General features: G+C 45.1%; 12 protein-coding genes. 8 read left to right on the forward strand and 4 right to left on the reverse strand.

Annotated elements, in window-relative coordinates; all coding sequences use genetic code 11:
* Window positions 1–87 precede the first annotated feature (87 nt).
* On the forward strand, window positions 88–1,557 hold the full coding sequence (locus AB6F11_RS04940; protein WP_102394047.1) for a hypothetical protein: 1,470 nt from the start codon (window positions 88–90) through the stop codon (window positions 1,555–1,557).
* On the forward strand, window positions 1,557–3,137 hold the full coding sequence (locus AB6F11_RS04945) for a GGDEF domain-containing protein (RefSeq protein WP_102394046.1): 1,581 nt from the start codon (window positions 1,557–1,559) through the stop codon (window positions 3,135–3,137). Before AB6F11_RS04940 ends, AB6F11_RS04945 begins: the two co-directional genes overlap by 1 nt.
* Before the next feature lie 32 nt (window positions 3,138–3,169).
* Here the strand turns inward: AB6F11_RS04945 and AB6F11_RS04950 are convergent, their stop codons facing one another.
* Window positions 3,170–4,072: a DMT family transporter gene (locus AB6F11_RS04950; protein ID WP_017061876.1), complete on the reverse strand. Its 903-nt coding sequence runs from the start codon at window positions 4,070–4,072 to the stop codon at window positions 3,170–3,172.
* A 250-nt stretch (window positions 4,073–4,322) separates the two neighbouring features.
* Here AB6F11_RS04950 and AB6F11_RS04955 point away from each other — a divergent pair, with 250 nt between their 5' ends.
* The 6 genes from AB6F11_RS04955 to AB6F11_RS04980 all read left to right on the forward strand — a co-directional run bounded on the left by AB6F11_RS04955 (window position 4,323) and on the right by AB6F11_RS04980 (window position 9,930).
* Window positions 4,323–4,718, forward strand: coding sequence for a DUF3302 domain-containing protein (locus tag AB6F11_RS04955; protein WP_017061875.1), 396 nt, complete (start codon window positions 4,323–4,325; stop codon window positions 4,716–4,718).
* Window positions 4,718–5,848: an HlyD family secretion protein gene (locus tag AB6F11_RS04960; RefSeq protein WP_017061874.1), complete on the forward strand. Its 1,131-nt coding sequence runs from the start codon at window positions 4,718–4,720 to the stop codon at window positions 5,846–5,848. Before AB6F11_RS04955 ends, AB6F11_RS04960 begins: the two co-directional genes overlap by 1 nt.
* A gap of 302 nt (window positions 5,849–6,150) precedes the next feature.
* Entirely contained in the window at window positions 6,151–6,699 is a 549-nt protein-coding gene (locus tag AB6F11_RS04965; protein WP_017066579.1) for an ECF-type riboflavin transporter substrate-binding protein, read from the forward strand.
* Between the two features lie 6 nt (window positions 6,700–6,705).
* Entirely contained in the window at window positions 6,706–8,400 is a 1,695-nt protein-coding gene (locus AB6F11_RS04970) for an ABC transporter ATP-binding protein (protein WP_017064242.1), read from the forward strand.
* Window positions 8,397–9,236: an energy-coupling factor transporter transmembrane protein EcfT gene (locus tag AB6F11_RS04975; protein WP_017064241.1), complete on the forward strand. Its 840-nt coding sequence runs from the start codon at window positions 8,397–8,399 to the stop codon at window positions 9,234–9,236. The genes AB6F11_RS04970 and AB6F11_RS04975 overlap by 4 nt, the downstream gene beginning before the upstream one ends.
* Before the next feature lie 223 nt (window positions 9,237–9,459).
* On the forward strand, window positions 9,460–9,930 hold the full coding sequence (locus AB6F11_RS04980) for a TetR/AcrR family transcriptional regulator (protein WP_017072409.1): 471 nt from the start codon (window positions 9,460–9,462) through the stop codon (window positions 9,928–9,930).
* 80 nt (window positions 9,931–10,010) lie between these two features.
* On the opposite strand, the gene glgB is transcribed toward AB6F11_RS04980, so the two are convergent.
* The 3 genes from glgB to AB6F11_RS04995 form a co-directional block, all read right to left on the reverse strand.
* Window positions 10,011–12,191 (reverse strand): 1,4-alpha-glucan branching protein GlgB, encoded by a 2,181-nt coding sequence (glgB, locus tag AB6F11_RS04985; RefSeq protein WP_102394045.1) that lies wholly within the window; start codon window positions 12,189–12,191, stop codon window positions 10,011–10,013.
* Between the two features lie 174 nt (window positions 12,192–12,365).
* Complete coding sequence (gene malQ, locus AB6F11_RS04990; protein WP_017067441.1) at window positions 12,366–14,546, reverse strand: 4-alpha-glucanotransferase; 2,181 nt, start codon at window positions 14,544–14,546, stop codon at window positions 12,366–12,368.
* A gap of 185 nt (window positions 14,547–14,731) precedes the next feature.
* Entirely contained in the window at window positions 14,732–17,185 is a 2,454-nt protein-coding gene (locus AB6F11_RS04995) for a glycogen/starch/alpha-glucan phosphorylase (protein WP_017064238.1), read from the reverse strand.
* Window positions 17,186–17,575 lie beyond the last annotated feature (390 nt).

Genomic DNA, 17,575 nt, shown 5'->3' on the forward strand with positions numbered 1-17,575 from the left:
TCTACGAAAGATAATTGGTGCTTATCTCAAATTACACTCTTATAATGATTGTGTTATCAATATGTTCGATAATCATGGATGTAAGTCTTGGACAAAAATCAGTACCTTCTTGAAACAGAATTAGAAAAACTTAAAACTCGTGTCGACTCTGAGCCGTCAGTGATCCTAGAGATTGCCCAACAGTGCCTAGTCCGATCAGAGCAAGTTCTGTTTGAAGAGGGTGCCATCCAGTCATTGATGCTAATGGCAAGGTGTAGCTGGAACCTGATGGATTACCAAAAAGGTTTAAAATACATCAAGGAAGCCTACAAGCGCCAAAGCCGATTAGATACCGACCTTTTTCTCCCTGAGATCCTCCATTTACACGCGCTCCAGTTCTGGGGGCAAGCCAAGTACTATTCCGCCCAGCAGTTCTGGATCAATGCTTTAGAGCAGTCCGCGTTGGTTGATGAAGTCGAAATTCAAATTGAATGCCTCATTGGCCTTGGCAATATTTGGCGAATGACCCACGAATATAAACTTGCACGTTCTACCCACCAGCTTGCCGTTAAAGTGGCTAACAACAGCCGCATTGGTTGGTTAGAAGGCAAAGCCAGAATACTGCTCGCGTGGGATTACTACCTGCTCAACAACTATATTGAAATGCTATCGGTATTGGACGGCGCAGAAGAAGCATTAAAAGATCATAAAGATAACACTTGGCACGCTGAGGTGTGGGACTTCCGAGGCCTTGCCCTACTTGGTCTCGAACGCTTAGATGACGCAGAGCGCGCCACGGCCAAAGCACACAATCTAGCCGTAGAACACAACCTCGTTTGGATGAAGGCGCACTCATATATCAGCCGAGCTAGATTGGAACTCCTGAGAAAAAGACCAGAACAGGCGGCGGAATTACTAAGGCTCGCAGAACAATCCGCAAACGAGTTCGATAATGGCGAGTTGTTAAGCCAAATCTGTTACCAACAATCCTTAGTTGCAGAAGAAAACCAAGACTTCCAAGCCGCACTCGTCGCCTTTAAAAAGTACCGTCAATATTCTATCGGTATGCTTAAAGAGCAAACTAATCGTGTCGGCTTGGACAAAGCACGCAGTTCAAAACGCCAGCTTGAACAGAGGGCACGAAAGCTGATTAATCGTATTCGTGGCCAACACGAATACGATCCTGAAAAGCACCTCTCTTACGTTGTCTCTGAAACCTTTTGGTGGGAAAAACTGGTACTGTTTAAGACAGAGCTTAAGCGTTCAAACCACAGCATCATTATGTTCCATCATGTCGATACTGATTACTTAGATGTCTGTACCGAGATTGCTCATGCTTTATGTAACCAGAATGACTTCATTGCAAGGCTAAGTTCTGAACGTGTGGCTCTTATGCTTTCCGAAAAAGGCGAAGCCGCAGAGCAAACCTTCCAAACTCTCAGCACCATGCTTGATATCTATCCTTGGCATAGAAAAGGATTAAAAGGTTCAAGACCGACCGTCAGCCTCAATGATATTTTGACGTTCCCGTTTACGCTTGAACAATTAGAAGAAGACGATGCTGAGGTAATAGAATAATGGAAACGCTATTAAGCAAGATCACAGACGCCGGTTTAGACCCTTCATCGGTATCAGGTGAAGAAGCGATCATCTTCTGGAACCACATTCGCCAGCACGTTTCGACAACGCAAACAGAGCAAGCGCACTGCTATATCATCAGCTCTGAATACCGTGCCGAGTTACAACAAAATCAAACCAGTATCGAAGAGTTAAGACGAGCACTCGATCTGCTCCACCTTCCTGCCGATATTGAAGACATTTTGACAGTCAAGAGCAGCCTAAGTGACCGCTTAGTTGAAATTGGTGATTACACCTCAGCACTCAATGAATTCGTCAGTTCATCGACTATCGCGGTTGAACACGGTCATATCGATGAGTATGTATTAGCTATTTTAGGCATGGGCAACCTGTGTGATTCCTATGGCGATCACAACAGAGCACTTCGTTACTACCAAAAAATCAGCAGCATAGACCATGCGATAAGCAGTCGCTCACTTCGCCTCAAATTCAAGCTGCATATGGTAGCAAGCCTACTTCTACTCAATCGCATTACAGCAGCCAGCGATTTACTGAATGAGTGCGAAGAACTGAGTATTTTGGTCAGTGACAAGTTGCTCACAGCTCAAATACTGCTTTACCAAGCAAAGGTGCTGCGCGCTAAGAAAAAACACCATGAAGCGCTACGCTGTCTGTCTAAGGTTCAATACCCAGCCAACAGCACTCAAGCAAGCTGGCTTGCAACCATGACTCGTCTAGAGCTCGCACATTGCCTAAGTGCAACCGGCAAGCAAGACTACGCGAGCATGATTTTGTCGAGCACAGACAAACGCGTGAAAGCCTACTCGTCGCCAGTACTTGCAAAACGATTCTACGATTCGCAGAGTGATGTGTGTATGAATCAAGGGCGTTTTCAAGAAGCGCTAAGCTATGAGAAAAAAGGCTACCGAATTGAAACCGATCTGATGAAGCAGATCCCGATCAGTGAACTCGGTGCAAGCCAGCTACGCCGACTGTCTCGTTTTGAGTTACAACTCAAACTCATTCTCTCTGAACAAGAGAACAAAGAGCTCAAAGAGACAACCGAACAACACAAGAATGCGGTGGCTCAGCTTCAACAAGACGTATTCACAGATCCATTAACAGGGTTGCACAACCGCCGCTGGTTAGATGTGAAACTGAAAGACATGCTGCTGCACGATACCTCTTTCGCGCTGATGGTTATTGATATTGACCACTTCAAGTCTATCAATGATGAACTGAGTCACTTAGTGGGCGATAAAGCGATTGTTAGTGTGTCTCAAGAGCTACGTTCATACTTTAAGTTTAGAGGCGCGTCATGTGTCAGATTTGGTGGAGAAGAGTTCCTCGTCATTCTAGAGAACACTGATCTTCCGAAGGCAGAAATGCACTCTGAAAATTATCGAGAGCGCATTTTCCAATTCGGTTGGCATGAGATACTTGGGGAGCGCGGTTTGACCGTGAGTATTGGTATCACTTTGCATCGTGACGGAGAGAATACTCAACGTACCTTCTACCGTGCCGATAAAGCGCTATACCGAGCTAAAGCCAACGGCCGTAATCAAGTGTGTACAGAGTAGTGGCATATAGCTCTGTAGCTTAGGCCAACTGCTTATTGATAAAAGAACAGAGAAATACCAGCAAGGGCGGCAAGTGTGCCTATGATACTTTGCTTTGACACCTTCTCCCCTTTCAGCGCATAAATCACCAAAATAAAGACCGGGCTGGTCGCTATCAACGTTTGTGCAATCGCAGGGTTAGCATTCTTCAACGCCACTTGTTGAAGCCATAGAGCGAGAAACGTCCCGACAAAGATTGCTCCTAGTAACCACAGTTTATCGAGCTTGGTCATTTCCCATAAATCTCTTTTTATCGATGAATACGGCTTCTTTTCAACGAAAGGGATAATCAGCATCACAGCAAACACGCCAATCGTCAGGCGAATCAAAGCACCTAACAATGGTGGGATATCACCCGCCACTAACGCGTAATGAGAAATAACCACACCAGATGCCTGACAGACACTCGCCACAAGCCCATAACCAATGCCACCCCACTGCGCTTTGTTATTCGATTCACCGCTCGCCGATTTTGATGGCTGGAAGACAACGAAGGTCACCGCTAGTGTTGTAATCACGACACCGAGCCAACTTTGCACTGTCAATACAGCGCCCAGGAACATTAATGCCAGCACACCAGAAAGAGGCGGGGCTAAAGATTCCAGTAACAGCGTCTTATTGGCACCGATTCTTTTCAACGCCGCAAAATAGGCGCTATCTCCAATCGCAATGCCAATCACACCTGAAATTGCCAATATCAGAAAATGGTTGGTACTCAGTTCAAACTCCGGCATCGGAATAAGAGGCATCACCAGCAACATCATCCCTGACGCCACTACACCCTTAACAATGTTCAATTGCATCGCAGAGAAGCGATGACCAAACTGTCCATAAATCCATGTCGCACACGCCCACACAATCGCAGCACCAATAGCCGCCAATTCACCTATATACATCCGTGTTTATCCTTTGTGGTTGTGCACGTCATTTAGAATCGTAGCTGTCATCATTTCAGCTAAAATACCAACCAGAAAGCCGAAATAGCCTCTTCAAACGCGATGAGATTTTATAAGATTCGTCAATAGTTTTGCTCACATTAGAAGCGAACACTCATTATTTATAACTCAGCAAATCATTTTTATAACAATTACTTGGATGATAACGTACTATATTTATAACTAACATCTAACATTACAAGGATCTGTTATGTTTTTAGACTACTTTGCACTCGGCTTACTCATTTTCGTTGCTCTAGTCATCTTTTACGGCATCATCGTTATTCACGATATCCCTTATGAAATAGCCAAAGAACGTAATCATCCTCACCAAGACGCAATTCACGTCTCAGGCTGGGTTAGCCTATTCACTTTGCACACAATTTGGCCCTTTCTATGGATTTGGGCAACATTATGGCGGAAAGACCGAGGCTGGGGCTTCGAAAAACTCGAAGAAGAGCAGCACGATATTCATCACCGAGTGGATGTTTTAATCGATCAAGTTAGCACCCTTCAAGAAGAGATCGCACAGCTCAAACAAGCAAATACTAAACAAAGCAGCACAAAAAAAGAGTCAAACAACGTTCAAGATCAGGAGGCTAAGTAATGGATTTACTACTGATAATGACCTACGCGGCACTTTGTATCACTATTTTCAAAGTATTTAATATCCCACTAAACAAATGGACAGTGCCTACCGCAGTGCTCGGTGGTGTGGTCATCGTAGGAACATTGATCCTATTAATGAACTACAACCATCCTTTCACACAACTTGGCAACCAAGTTTACTCAACGACTCCAATTGTTTCAGGCGTTAGAGGTAAAGTCATTGAGGTTCCTGTTGAGGCGAATTCTCCTTTAAAGAAAGGAGACATCCTCTTTAAAATTGACCCTATCCCTTTTGAAGCAGAAGTCGCTAAGCTCGAAGCGAAAGTAAAAGAAGCAAGCCAAGGAGCACTTGGGCTTGAATCTCAAGTTGCTGAAGCTGAAGCAGCTAAAATCAAAGCGATTGCAGAAAGAGACAAAGCGCAACGCGAATTTTCTCGTTATAAGCGTGGCTTTGAAAGTGGTGCGTTTACCGAACAACAATTGGATACTCGTAGACAAGCTTATAAGGCATCGGAAGCAGCAGTAAAAGTAGCAGAAGCAAGTCAACAACAAGCTCAGATCGCTCTAAATTCTGAAATTGGTGGCGAGAACACCGCAGTGGCAGGATTACTTGCAGACTTACGTAAGGCTCAATTCAACCTTGACCAAACGGTCGTGAGAGCACCAACGGATGGATATGTTACACAACTAGCACTGCGTCCAGGCGTAATGGCTGTACCGCTACCTCTTGCTCCTGTCATGACATTTGTCCATACGGAAGAAAAATACTACATCGCAGCATTCAGACAAAACTCATTGCAACGACTGCATCCTGGTTTCGAAGCTGAATTTTTATTCAGAGCACTACCAGGCAAGATTTTCAAAGGACGCATTGATGAAATAATCCCAGCTATTGGTGAGAGTCAAATTCAAGCGCGCGGGACACTTATTGGTACCAATGCACTTCGTACTAATGGACGCGTATTTGCTAAAATGACCATCACTGATGACCTGTCTGACTACCATTTACCTATGGGTACCGCGGTTGAAGTTGCCGTTTATTCTGACAGCTTCACCCACGTTTCAATCATGCGCAAGGTCCTTATTCGCATGAAGAGTTGGCAAAACTATCTATACCTAGACCACTAAACGGTCAAAGGTACGTGACGAACCCGCTTAACACATTGTTAAGACGAATGAAAAAGTCAGACTCGCTCTGGCTTTTTTGTTGCTAGATTAACCGTAAAATTACGCTTTTTACACGATATTTAGGTGTTCAGATGGAATTTTAGACATCTAGACACTTACCTTCCCTTATGGAAGGGTTCTACTGTATAATGCGCGCCTTATTTTTTATATTTGCCCAAAAAACGTTCTCATTGAGACGCATATTAATAATGGTGAATATTCGTTCTTTATTAAGCTTTATCTTTCAGTATTCGAGGTTATCTATGAACTTTTCAGCTAAAACAGTGGTCGTTATCGCCATTGGCGCGGCACTGTACGGCATTGGTGGTTTACCTATGTTTGGTGTCCCAGTGTTTGCTAACACGACATTGAAACCAGCAATGGCAGTTCTAGCACTGTTTTCTGTTTTGTTCGGCCCTATTGTTGGCTTCTTAGTTGGCTTTATCGGTCACTGGGTAACGGATCTGTTCGCAGGCTGGGGTGTGTGGTTAACTTGGGTTTTAGGCTCAGGTATCGTAGGCATGGTTATCGGCTTATTCCCGATGTTGACCAAGAACCGCCTTCAGCAAGGTGAGTTGCCTATGAAGGACTTCGCGCTGTTTGTGGTACTTGCCCTTGCCGGTAATGTGGTTGGTTACGGCTGCTCTGCATTCCTAGATACCATCCTTTATGCAGAACCGTTTACTAAAGTCTTCACTCAACTCTCTATCATTGCTGCGGGTAACACCGTTCTGATCGCTGTTGTTGGCTTACTGATCCTAAAATCAGTCGCTAAACGCAACAAACAAAGCCGTAACCTGACTGAGGCATAAGCGATAATGACTATAGCATTTTCGAACTTCTCTTTTAGATATGAGTCGCTGGATAAACCGACACTAAAAAATATCAATCTAAGGATAGAGAAAGGAGAGAAAATCGTCATTATTGGACCAAGCGGTAGTGGTAAATCTACCCTAGGTCAATGCCTTAACGGTCTGATCCCTCATGCTATCAAAGGTGAGGTGACTGGCTCTCTAGAGATCAACGGTAAGAACATTTCTGATTTTTCTATGCACGACTATACCGAGCAGGTTGGCACAGTATTACAAGATACTGATAGCCAATTTGTCGGTTTGAGTATTGGCGAAGACATCGCATTCGCACTGGAAAATCAGTTAGTGTCGAACATTGATATGTACCCTCTGGTTAAGTCGACAGCAAAAATGGTCGACTTAGCAGATATGCTTGATCGCTCGCCACATGATTTATCCGGCGGCCAGAAACAACGCGTGTCATTAGCGGGCATCTTAGTTGATGACGTTGACATCCTGTTGTTTGATGAACCTTTGGCTAGCCTTGACCCGAAAACGGGTAAAGCGACTATCGAAATCATCGACCAACTTCATAAAGAAACCAACAAGACTATAGTCATCATCGAGCATCGCCTTGAAGATGTACTACATCGCGATATCGATCGAGTGATCTTGATGGAGCGCGGTGAAATTGTCGCGGACATGACACCCGATGAAATCTTAGCTTCTGAACTGCTTGAAACACACGGTATTCGTGAACCACTTTATTTATCTGCTCTGAAGGCAGCGAAAGCACCTTTGACCAGTGAAGATAAGCTATCAAACCTCAAAGCTCTCGATTACAAAAGATTCCGCCCTGCGGTTCAGGCTTGGTTTGCAGAGCGGCCGACTCCAGTTGCCGAGAAGCAGTACCAACCTTTGCTTGAGGTCCACGGCCTGACTTACTCTTACGATGGTGAAAAGAACGCTCTCGAAGATGTCAGCTTTAAGATTGGTAAGGGTGAGTTCGTTTCAATCTTAGGCAAAAACGGTTCAGGCAAATCTACCATCACTAAACTCATCATGGGTGTGATCGATGCCGATTCAGGCTCTTCCTATCTAAATGGTGAAGACCTATCTGAGCTTTCTATCTTTGAAAGAAGCCAGAAAGTCGGTGTCGTGATGCAGAACCCAAATCATATGATCTCTCATCATATGATTTTTGATGAAGTTGCATTCGGTCTGCGTAATCGTGGGGTTGCAGAGCAGGAAATCAAAGAGAAGGTGGAAAACGTTCTTGAGCTGTGTGGCTTGAGCAAGTTCCGCCACTGGCCAATCGAAGCGCTAAGCTACGGTCAGAAAAAACGCGTAACGATCGCTTCTATCTTAGTATTGGAGCCAGAGCTTCTGATCTTGGATGAACCAACAGCGGGTCAAGATTACCGCAACTACACCTCAATGCTGGCGTTTATCCAAAAGCTTAACCGCGAGTTAGGTATCACCGTCGTGATCATTTCACACGACATGCACCTTGTTCTAGAGTACACCACACGCTCAATTGTCATTGCTGACAGCAAGCTGATTGCCAATGCCGCGATGACGGAAGTATTCAGTCAGCCATCGCTGTTAGAACGCGCAAATCTTTGTACCACCAGCATTTATGAACTCGCGACTATGATGAAAATCGACGACACCAACGCATTCATGCAGTACTTCATCGACTACGAGAGAAGCGCTCAATGAACGTATCAAAAGTAAAATTCGGCATCAATTACATTGATACAAAATCACCGCTTCATGCACTTAACGGCATCACCAAATTTGCGCTCTTCTTAGCTTGGGTAACCGTGGTCTTAACTACGTTCGACCTAAGATTGATTGCACTGCTTATTGTGACTGGTTTATACCTGCTAAAGCTGACCAATGTGCCTGTACGCGTATATAAGCCTCTGTTATTGGGTACGGCGAGTGTATTGAGCCTAAATGCTTTGTTCATGTATCTGCTGGCTCCACAGCAAGGTACTGAGCTCATCGGCAGCAAAACCTTATTGCTGACATTGCCGGGTAACTACTCGTTGAGCCAAGAGACTCTGTTTTACTTGGTTACTGTGACGCTCAAATACATGAGCATGTTCCCGATAGCGTTGATTTTTGTCTTCACAACGCATCCGACTGAGTTTGCAGCTAGCCTCAACCGTATCGGTGTTCCTTACAAGATCGCCTATGCGGTCAGCTTAACACTGCGTTACTTGCCAGAAGTTAAGAAAGACTTCATCAATATCATGCATGCTCAACAGGCTCGTGGTGTAGAGCTCTCAAAGAAAGCGCCTCTAATTACTCGAATCAAAAATGTGGCTAAGGTTCTAGGCCCGCTCATTTTCTCTAGCTTGGACCGAGCAGACGAGATCTCTAACGCAATGACGTTACGAGGTTTTGGCCGACACAAAGCTCGCACTTGGTATAGCTATGCACCTTTGAAACGTATCGACTTTGTTTGTTTAGGTGTCATCGCTTTTATCGTGGTGTTAGCCATTGCGAAACGCATTCTAGAGCCGCAGTTATTTTGGTATCCGTTCTAGTCATCTGAATTAGCATAGATAAACAAAGACTTTAAATAACACACCGCTCAATAGGGCGGTGTTTTTGTTTATGCCAAAATCTGATTGATAATTGAACCAATGACACAATACTGACTATATTTAACGATAAATTGACCAGTTATTTACCCTTGGAGTTTGAGATTTAATTCATAAGCTCTTAATATACTCTTTTACAGAATGTTACAATCAATAGAGATTTGTAATGGCTCGAATTACTCAAGTACAGAAACTAGAAAATCAAAAGCACTACGATGAGATCGTACTAAACCTTTTTCTGGCTGAAGGACATGAAGCACTAACTTATGCAAGGATTGCTCAAGAAATTGGCATTAGTTTGACGACGCTTCAGGGCTATTATCCATCGACCCGCGCTATCCGATCAGCGTTACACCAACACATGCTATCAATTGTTATAGAGAATCTAGAGTTCTCATCGGAAGAAGTATTCATTCAATCTTGGCAAAACGCTCTAGATAATGATCAATTTCGATTCGTGATCAAATTGATGTTTTTCCATGCCTCCCAGGTCAAGAGCCCTGAACAGTTTAACATCAGTTCAGATGGTCAATTCCGCGAGATAATGTTTAATAGCTTTGGGCTTGATTCCGTTCGAATCCTTGAGACTGTCGTAGGACGTTCAATGTTCTATCTCACGAACTTCAAGCAGCATTAGACCAAACGTTATAAATACAAAAATGGGAGCCTTTCGGCTCCCATTTTCTTTTTAGTTATCGCTTACTTCAACTAATAGACCTAATTTAGCTTGTAAAAAACGGTCGATAACGGTGGTAAACGCAGCTCAATCGATGTGTCTAAGCCTTCGCTTTCTACTGATTCAACCTCAGCAACCGGCTTCACTTCAAAGCCACTGCCTGCATAATCCGCAGAGTCTGTATTCAATAACAAAGAGTACTGACCTTGTGCTGGAACACCTAAGCGGAAGTGCTCATGAGGAACGGGGGTAAAGTTAGAAACCACCAATACACGCTCGCCTGATTCACTGATACGCTCATGAGCTAAGATGCTCGCTTGAGCAGAGTCCTGTAGACGCCATTCAAAGCCTTTCGGATCAAAATCAAGATCGTGCATTGCAGCTTCAGAGCGGTACAGATTGTTCAGGTCTTTCGTTAAACGCTGAACACCTTGATGACGCTCGTAATCCAGCAAAAACCATTGCAGCTGGTCGTCATGGTTCCATTCAGCCGTCTGACCAAATTCTGCACCCATGAAGTTCAGCTTCTTACCTGGTTGCGCATACATGTAACCCATATAAGCACGTAGGTTTGCCGTTTGCTGCCATTCATCACCAGGCATCTTGTTGTGGATAGAACCTTTACCGTAAACCACCTCATCGTGAGACAGAGACAATACATAATTCTCACTGTGTGCGTAAACCAGTGGGAAGGTAATCGTATCGTGGTGATATTTACGGTTGATTGGGTCTTCTTGAATGTAAGACAAGCTGTCGTGCATCCAACCCATGTTCCACTTAAAGCCGAAGCCTAAGCCGCCCATAAAAGTCGGTGCTGAAACACCAGGGAAAGCCGTTGATTCTTCAGCAATCGTCATCGCATTCGGAAAGTGTTTATACACTTCTTCGTTCATCCACTTAAGGGTTGCGATAGCGTCGTAGTTTTCGTTGCCGCCATCCGCATTCGGGATCCATTGGTCATGGCTACGCGAATAGTCGAGGTACAACATCGAAGCAACCGCATCAACACGGATGCCATCAATGTGGAATTGCTCGAACCAGTACAGTGCATTAGAAACTAAGAAACGACGAACATGCTCTTTGCCTAAATCGTAAATGTACGAGTTCCAATCTTGATGCCAACCACGACGTGGATCTGGATCATGGAATAATGGCGTACCATCGAAGTTTGCTAGGCCGTGATCATCACTTGGGAAGTGAGCAGGAACCCAGTCCAGAACAACGCCAAGACCCGCTTGGTGACATTGATCGACGAAGTATTTGAAATCATCTGGAGAGCCAAAACGGCTAGTCGGTGCAAATAGACCTACAGGCTGATAGCCCCAAGAACCGTAGAATGGATGTTCTGAAACTGGCATTAGTTCAACGTGCGTGTAGCCAAGATCCGTTAGGTATGGGATCAGCTCTGCCGCAAGCTCGCGATAATTTAAGAATTCACCTTCAGCGTTACGCTTCCAAGAACCTGCATGCAATTCATAGAACGAAAGCGCTTCTTTGCGCTTTTGCGTTACCGGGCGATTTTGCCATTGAGTATCTTGCCACTGGTAACGAGCGTGATCGTAAGTTACCGATGAGAACGATGGGTATTGCTCAGAGTAGAAACCCCATGGGTCAGCTTTGTGTGGTAAGCCTTCGCCATTTGGTCCTTTTAATTCAAACTTGTATTGAGCGCCTTCTTCCAGTTCAGGAATGAATAAGCCCCACATACCGTAATCTAGGCGTTGCATTGGGTGGCGGCGACCATCCCAAGCGTTGAAGTTACCCACCAAGCTTACCGCAGTTGCATGCGGTGCGTACACCAAGAAACGCGTACCTGAAATCGTCTGTCCATCACGCTCTAGCGTAATAAACTGAGCCCCCATGTGATGATACATATCTTTCGGTGTATGAAGATCTTCATAACTCGCGTACAGATCGTGGTACTGGTAAGGATCATCGATGATCTGTTCTACGCCAGCCCAATCAACCGCAAGCTTATAGTGAGTAAAACGTAAGTCTCTCTCTTGCTTAAGAATGAAACCACTTTCACCCTCTCGCGCTAACTCAATACGAGGTTCCTTTCCAACAATCAACTCGACTTTATCTGCCCCAGGAATCCACACACGTAATGCACCTTGCTCAGAAGGTAGGTATGGCCCTAAAAACGCGAATGGGTCTGTGAAACAAGCCTGTGATAGTTGGGTATATATTTGTTTTTGCTTTGAAATCGAACTTAGTTCCAAAACGTTTCTCCCTAACCAAACATCCAAAAAACATAATACAAAAATGCCCGCTATTAGTGCGGGCAATATAACGACGGTTTATTCTACCAGATGAGCATTCATTATTGAGTGACCGAGGTTGTAGTTTCGTACGGCGTAAGCAAAAAACCACCTAATTTCAAGTCACTCACGTCATTACTTACCGGCTTTTTCTCGAACGTCAGTCAGCTTAGAAGCGATACGATTAACGCCTTCGTGAGCAAATATTTCGTCCAAGTTCATTGATAGTTTACGACGCCAGTTAGGGTATTCATCAACCGTGCCAGGAATGTTTACTGGCTTGTCCATCTCTAGCCAATCTTCTAGCTGAACGCTCAGTAGTGTTGAACCACCAGCCGCTACGTGCAGTTGAAGTGCCTCAGCAAGGTAAGAGTCCATCGGTACTTGGCTCGCATCGCGGCCCACACCTTCTGGTAGGAAACCATGCCATGCTACTGAATCTAAGATACCTTGCTTGCACTCTAGGCGGTCATCGAACAAGGTTTCTAATTGTTCTGCATCTGGGTATAAGCCAATCTCTTGGCCCATTTTCAGGTCATCACAGTGCCAGAAGCCACGAAGCGTTGGCATATCGTGAGTACACAGTGCCGCCATCGATTGTGATGCGTAGTGTTTTGGTGAGATGAAACCACCGTCATCTTCTGATGTTTCGAAGAAGAACACTTTGTAAGAGTGCACGCCAGCATCTGCAAGGATGTCGACAATCTCATCCGGTACCGTTCCTAAATCTTCACCGATAACGCTACATTGGTAACGGTGAGATTCAAGCGCCAGAATAGACAGCATATCTTGTACTGGGTAGTAGATGTACGCGCCCTTAGTTGCGTTCTCACCCTTTGGAATCCACCACAAGCGCAGTAGACCTAAAACGTGGTCGATACGCAGTGCACCACAGTGCTTCATGTTCGCACGAAGTAGCTTGATGTAAGCGTCGTAGCTTGTTTCTTGAAGCACTTCTGGGTTTAACGGAGGTAGACCCCAGTTCTGACCCAAAGGACCAAGAATATCAGGTGGAGCACCAATGCTCGCATCCATCACTAGGTTGCCTTCGTCAGCCCAAGTCTCGCTGCCTGAATCTGCAACACCTACCGCTAAGTCACGGTACAGGCCAACAGCCATGCCCTTCTCTTCTGCAAGAGACTGTGCATCGTTGATCTGGCAATCTGCTAGCCATTGCAGGTACATGTACAGATGAACGTTTTCTAAGTTCTCTTTGATGTATTTCTGTGTCGCTGGGCTGTCGAATGTACGGTACTTCTCAGGGAATACCGGCCATCCCCACATGCCAGAATCTTCTGCATGCAGTTCACCATGTAGAGCATCAAACGCCGCTTGATGCATCAGGCTATCGCCACCCTCTTCTACGAAGGCTAAGAACGCTTGTGCACGGTCGCTGTTTTTGTCTAGATGACGAGTCTTAAATTCTGCGAATAGCAGAGGCAAGATGCTCATCTTAAGCTCAGACACTTCGGTGTAGTTTACCCAGTGTGCTTCACGCGCTTTTTGTAGACGCTGTTGGAACTCTGCGCTGCCGACTGTTTGTTGTGCTTCTGCACTTAGTGCAAATTCAGGAACTGAACTCACATCAATGTATAAGATGTTCAACCAGCGACGAGAAGATGGGCTATATGGGCTCGCACCTTCAGGGTTCGCAGGGAACAATGAGTGAATTGGGTTTAGACCAACGAAGTCACCACCACGAGAAGCGATATCCGCAACAAGCTGTTTTAGGTCTCCGAAATCACCAATACCCCAGTTATGCTGAGTTCTTAGGGTATAAAGTTGAACACTGGGTCCCCAAAGCTTTTTGCCTTGCTCGATTGGTGACTGCTTGAAACACGCTTTTGGCGTAATAATCAGTGTCATCTCGTAAGGCTTCTTACGGCGCTTACGGCTCACAATGAGCTTGTGATAACCCCATGCCAAATCACTTGGCAATGCAAACACTAAAGGGCCACCCTCGGCACGCTCGTCACGAATGACTTGAGATTGAAGATAGCCTTCAAGTACCTCTCCTTGCTCGGTTTCTAAGCGCCAGCTGAACTCACTTTCACGAGCACTTACACCTAGATTAAGCGCCACTTCTACTGGCTCACCGTCACGCAAGACAAGAACTGGGTCTAGTACATCTTTTTTGTGTTTTCTTTCTGCTGACTTAAGCAGTGCATCATCGCTGCTTGTATCGTAGCCCAACGAAGCCAATAGAGACGTGATCGTCTCGTCTGATACTTGTGCTTCATCGCCCCACGCACTAACGTAACTGTCGGCAATGTTTGCCATTTCTGCGACTTGTTTTAATACGGTCTGTTCTTTCATCGCTCTCTCCGAAAACGTTCTGACGCTTTCTATTTTGTAGGGTTGTTAATTTAATTTTTACTAATCAATTAGCTTGTGACAATCGGTTTGTAAGCAGCTTGTTTATAAACGAAACCTTTAAGCCTTTCGTTTGCTCACAAGCTAATTGAGCCAAGGCAGAAACTGCCTTGGCTACTTTGGAAGTATTAACGGTTAACCGCTTCAAGTTTCCAGATGTTGTTCACGTAGTCGCGGATAGAGCGGTCTGATGTGAACTTACCAACCAATGCTGTGTTAAGAATTGCTTTCTTAGCCCAACCTGCTTGGTCTTTGTATTGCGTGCCCATGTCTTCGTGCGCTTTCACGTAAGATGCGAAGTCAGCAAGACATAGGTAAGGGTCACCGCCGTCTAGCAGGCTATCAAACGTTGCACGTAGAAGGCCTGGTTGACCTGGAGTGAACTCATCGCCAGTCAGTAGGTCTAGAGATGCTTTCAGTAGTGGGTCTGCATTGTAGTAGTCGTATGGGTTGTAGCCTTGAGCTTTCAGAGCTTGAACACCATCAACGTCTAGGCCGAAGATGTAGATGTTTTCATCACCCACTTCTTCACGAATCTCAACGTTTGCACCATCCATCGTACCGATAGTTAGCGCGCCGTTTAGAGCCATCTTCATGTTGCCCGTACCAGATGCTTCTTTACCCGCTAGTGAGATTTGCTGAGAAACGTCTGCTGCAGGGATGATGATTTCAGCCATGCTTACACGGTAGTCAGGAATGAATACCACTTTCAGTTTGTTACCGATGCGAGGGTCGTTGTTGATCTTCTCTGCAATCTTGTTAACCGCGAAGATGATCTCTTTCGCTAGGTGGTAACCCGGTGCTGCTTTCGCTGCGAAGAAACATACGCGTGGCTCACACTCGAAACCAGGTTCGTTAAGAATACGGTGGTACAGAGATAGAATGTGTAGCAAATCTAGGTGCTGACGCTTGTATTCGTGAAGACGTTTGATTTGAACGTCAAAGATAGCGTTAGTATCTAGCTCGATACCCATGTTCTCTTGAACCCAATCAGCTAGGCGCTGTTTGTTTTCTTTCTTAACAGCCATGAATTCTTTTTGGAATTTCGCGTCTGTTGCAAACTTAGCGATGCCTTCTAGCTGCTCAAGTTTTGCTGGCCATTCAGTGCCGATCTTACCCGTGATTAGCGCAGATAGACCTGGGTTACAGAACTTCAACCAACGACGTGGCGTGATGCCGTTCGTTACGTTAGTCAGTTTACCTGGGAAGATTTCGTTGAATTCAGGGAACAAGTCTTTCTTAACCAGTTGAGAGTGAAGCGCAGCTACACCGTTTACTTTGTAAGAACCAATCACACATAGGTTTGCCATGCGAACCATACGGTGGAAACCTTCTTGGATGATAGAAAGCTTCGCTTGCTTCTCACCATCACCAGGCCACATCTTGCGAACTTCTTGCATGAAGCGGTGGTTGATTTCAAAAATGATTTCCATGTGACGTGGAAGAAGACGGTTGATCAGTGATTCAGACCAAGTCTCTAGTGCTTCAGGAAGTAGTGTGTGGTTCGTGTATGCGAACGTATGAGCACTGATTTCCCATGCTTGGTCCCAAGATAGACCTTTCTCGTCAATCAAGATGCGCATTAGCTCAGGAATCGCAATAGTTGGGTGCGTATCGTTAAGCTGAATCGTTTCTTGCTTAGGCAGATCTTCTAGAGAGAAACCTGCTGCTTCGTGACGACGTAGAATATCGCGAACAGACGCTGCTGAGTGGAAGTACTGCTGCATTAGGCGCAGAGTCTTGCCTTTCTCGTGGTTGTCGTTCGGATAAAGTACTTTAGTGATGTTACCTGCATCGATTAGCGAGTGTTGCGCTTCGAAGTAGTCACCGTTGTTGAAGCTTGCTAGTGAGAATGGTGCAATTGCCTGACATTCCCAAAGACGCAATGGGTAAACCGTGTTTGACTCGTAACCTACGATAGGTAGATCCCAAGGCATTGCTTTCACTTCCATACCTGGAACCCAAGTACGTACTTCTTTACCGTCGATGAATTCAACTTCTACATGACCGTAAAAACCAATGTGTTGTGCTAGTTCTGGACGAGCCACTTCCCATGGGTAACCTTCAACACCGCGCCATGCGTCAGGTGCTTCTTGTTGGCGACCGTCTTGGAAAGACTGCTTGAATAAACCGTATTCGTAGTGAAGACCGTAGCCTACTGTTGGGTATTCTTGAGCGGCACAAGAATCCATGAAACAAGCAGCTAGACGACCAAGACCACCATTACCTAGTGATGGGTCACGTTCTTCTTCTAGAAGGTCAGTTAGGTTTTGACCTAGCTCTTCCATTGCATGAGTGATCTGTTCGTATAGACCCATGCTGATCAGGTTGTTACCTGTTAGACGGCCAATCAAAAACTCAAGTGATAGGTAGTTAACGCTCTTCGCGTTCTTAATTTTTTCGTCATTTTCAGTTTCTAACAGATCAAATGTTGTGAGTTCTGCTAGCGCACGCCCCATTGCTAGGTACCATGCGCGGCTATCTGCGTTTTCAATCGTTGTTGCGTAGGTTGCAGATAAATGTTTCTTAACACTCTCTTGGAATGACACTTTATCGAAAGTTTTTTGCTGAGTTGGTTTCATTTCAGAAATCTCGCTTTTAATAGTTCTAATTCATCTGTGACATATCGTGCATGGTCACCATAAACTAAACATCCTCCCGCTAATGCAACTGACTAGGAGTAGATGGGAGGGCGTAGGGGGCGTACCGACTTAGGGTTAGTGATCTGACTCTCATGTTCTGACTGCGAACAAAAACTTGGAGTGACTAAGATCACAAGCTCCCGTTCGATAACTTAACTTCAATTGATGTGACTTTTATTTAACCCATTTAAAGTCATTGCCAAATCTGAGTTTCAGATCACGAAAATAATTTCCAACTCTCATCTTTTGCATTGATTCCCGTGTAGGGATGAACGAAGTCACATTCACAAACCAACCCGCAACGTGAGCAAAGTCTCAAATAAAGGGCGT

It is taken from the genome of Vibrio sp. 10N.247.311.14 (genome assembly GCF_041467715.1).
Lineage (GTDB): Bacteria > Pseudomonadota > Gammaproteobacteria > Enterobacterales > Vibrionaceae > Vibrio > Vibrio crassostreae_C.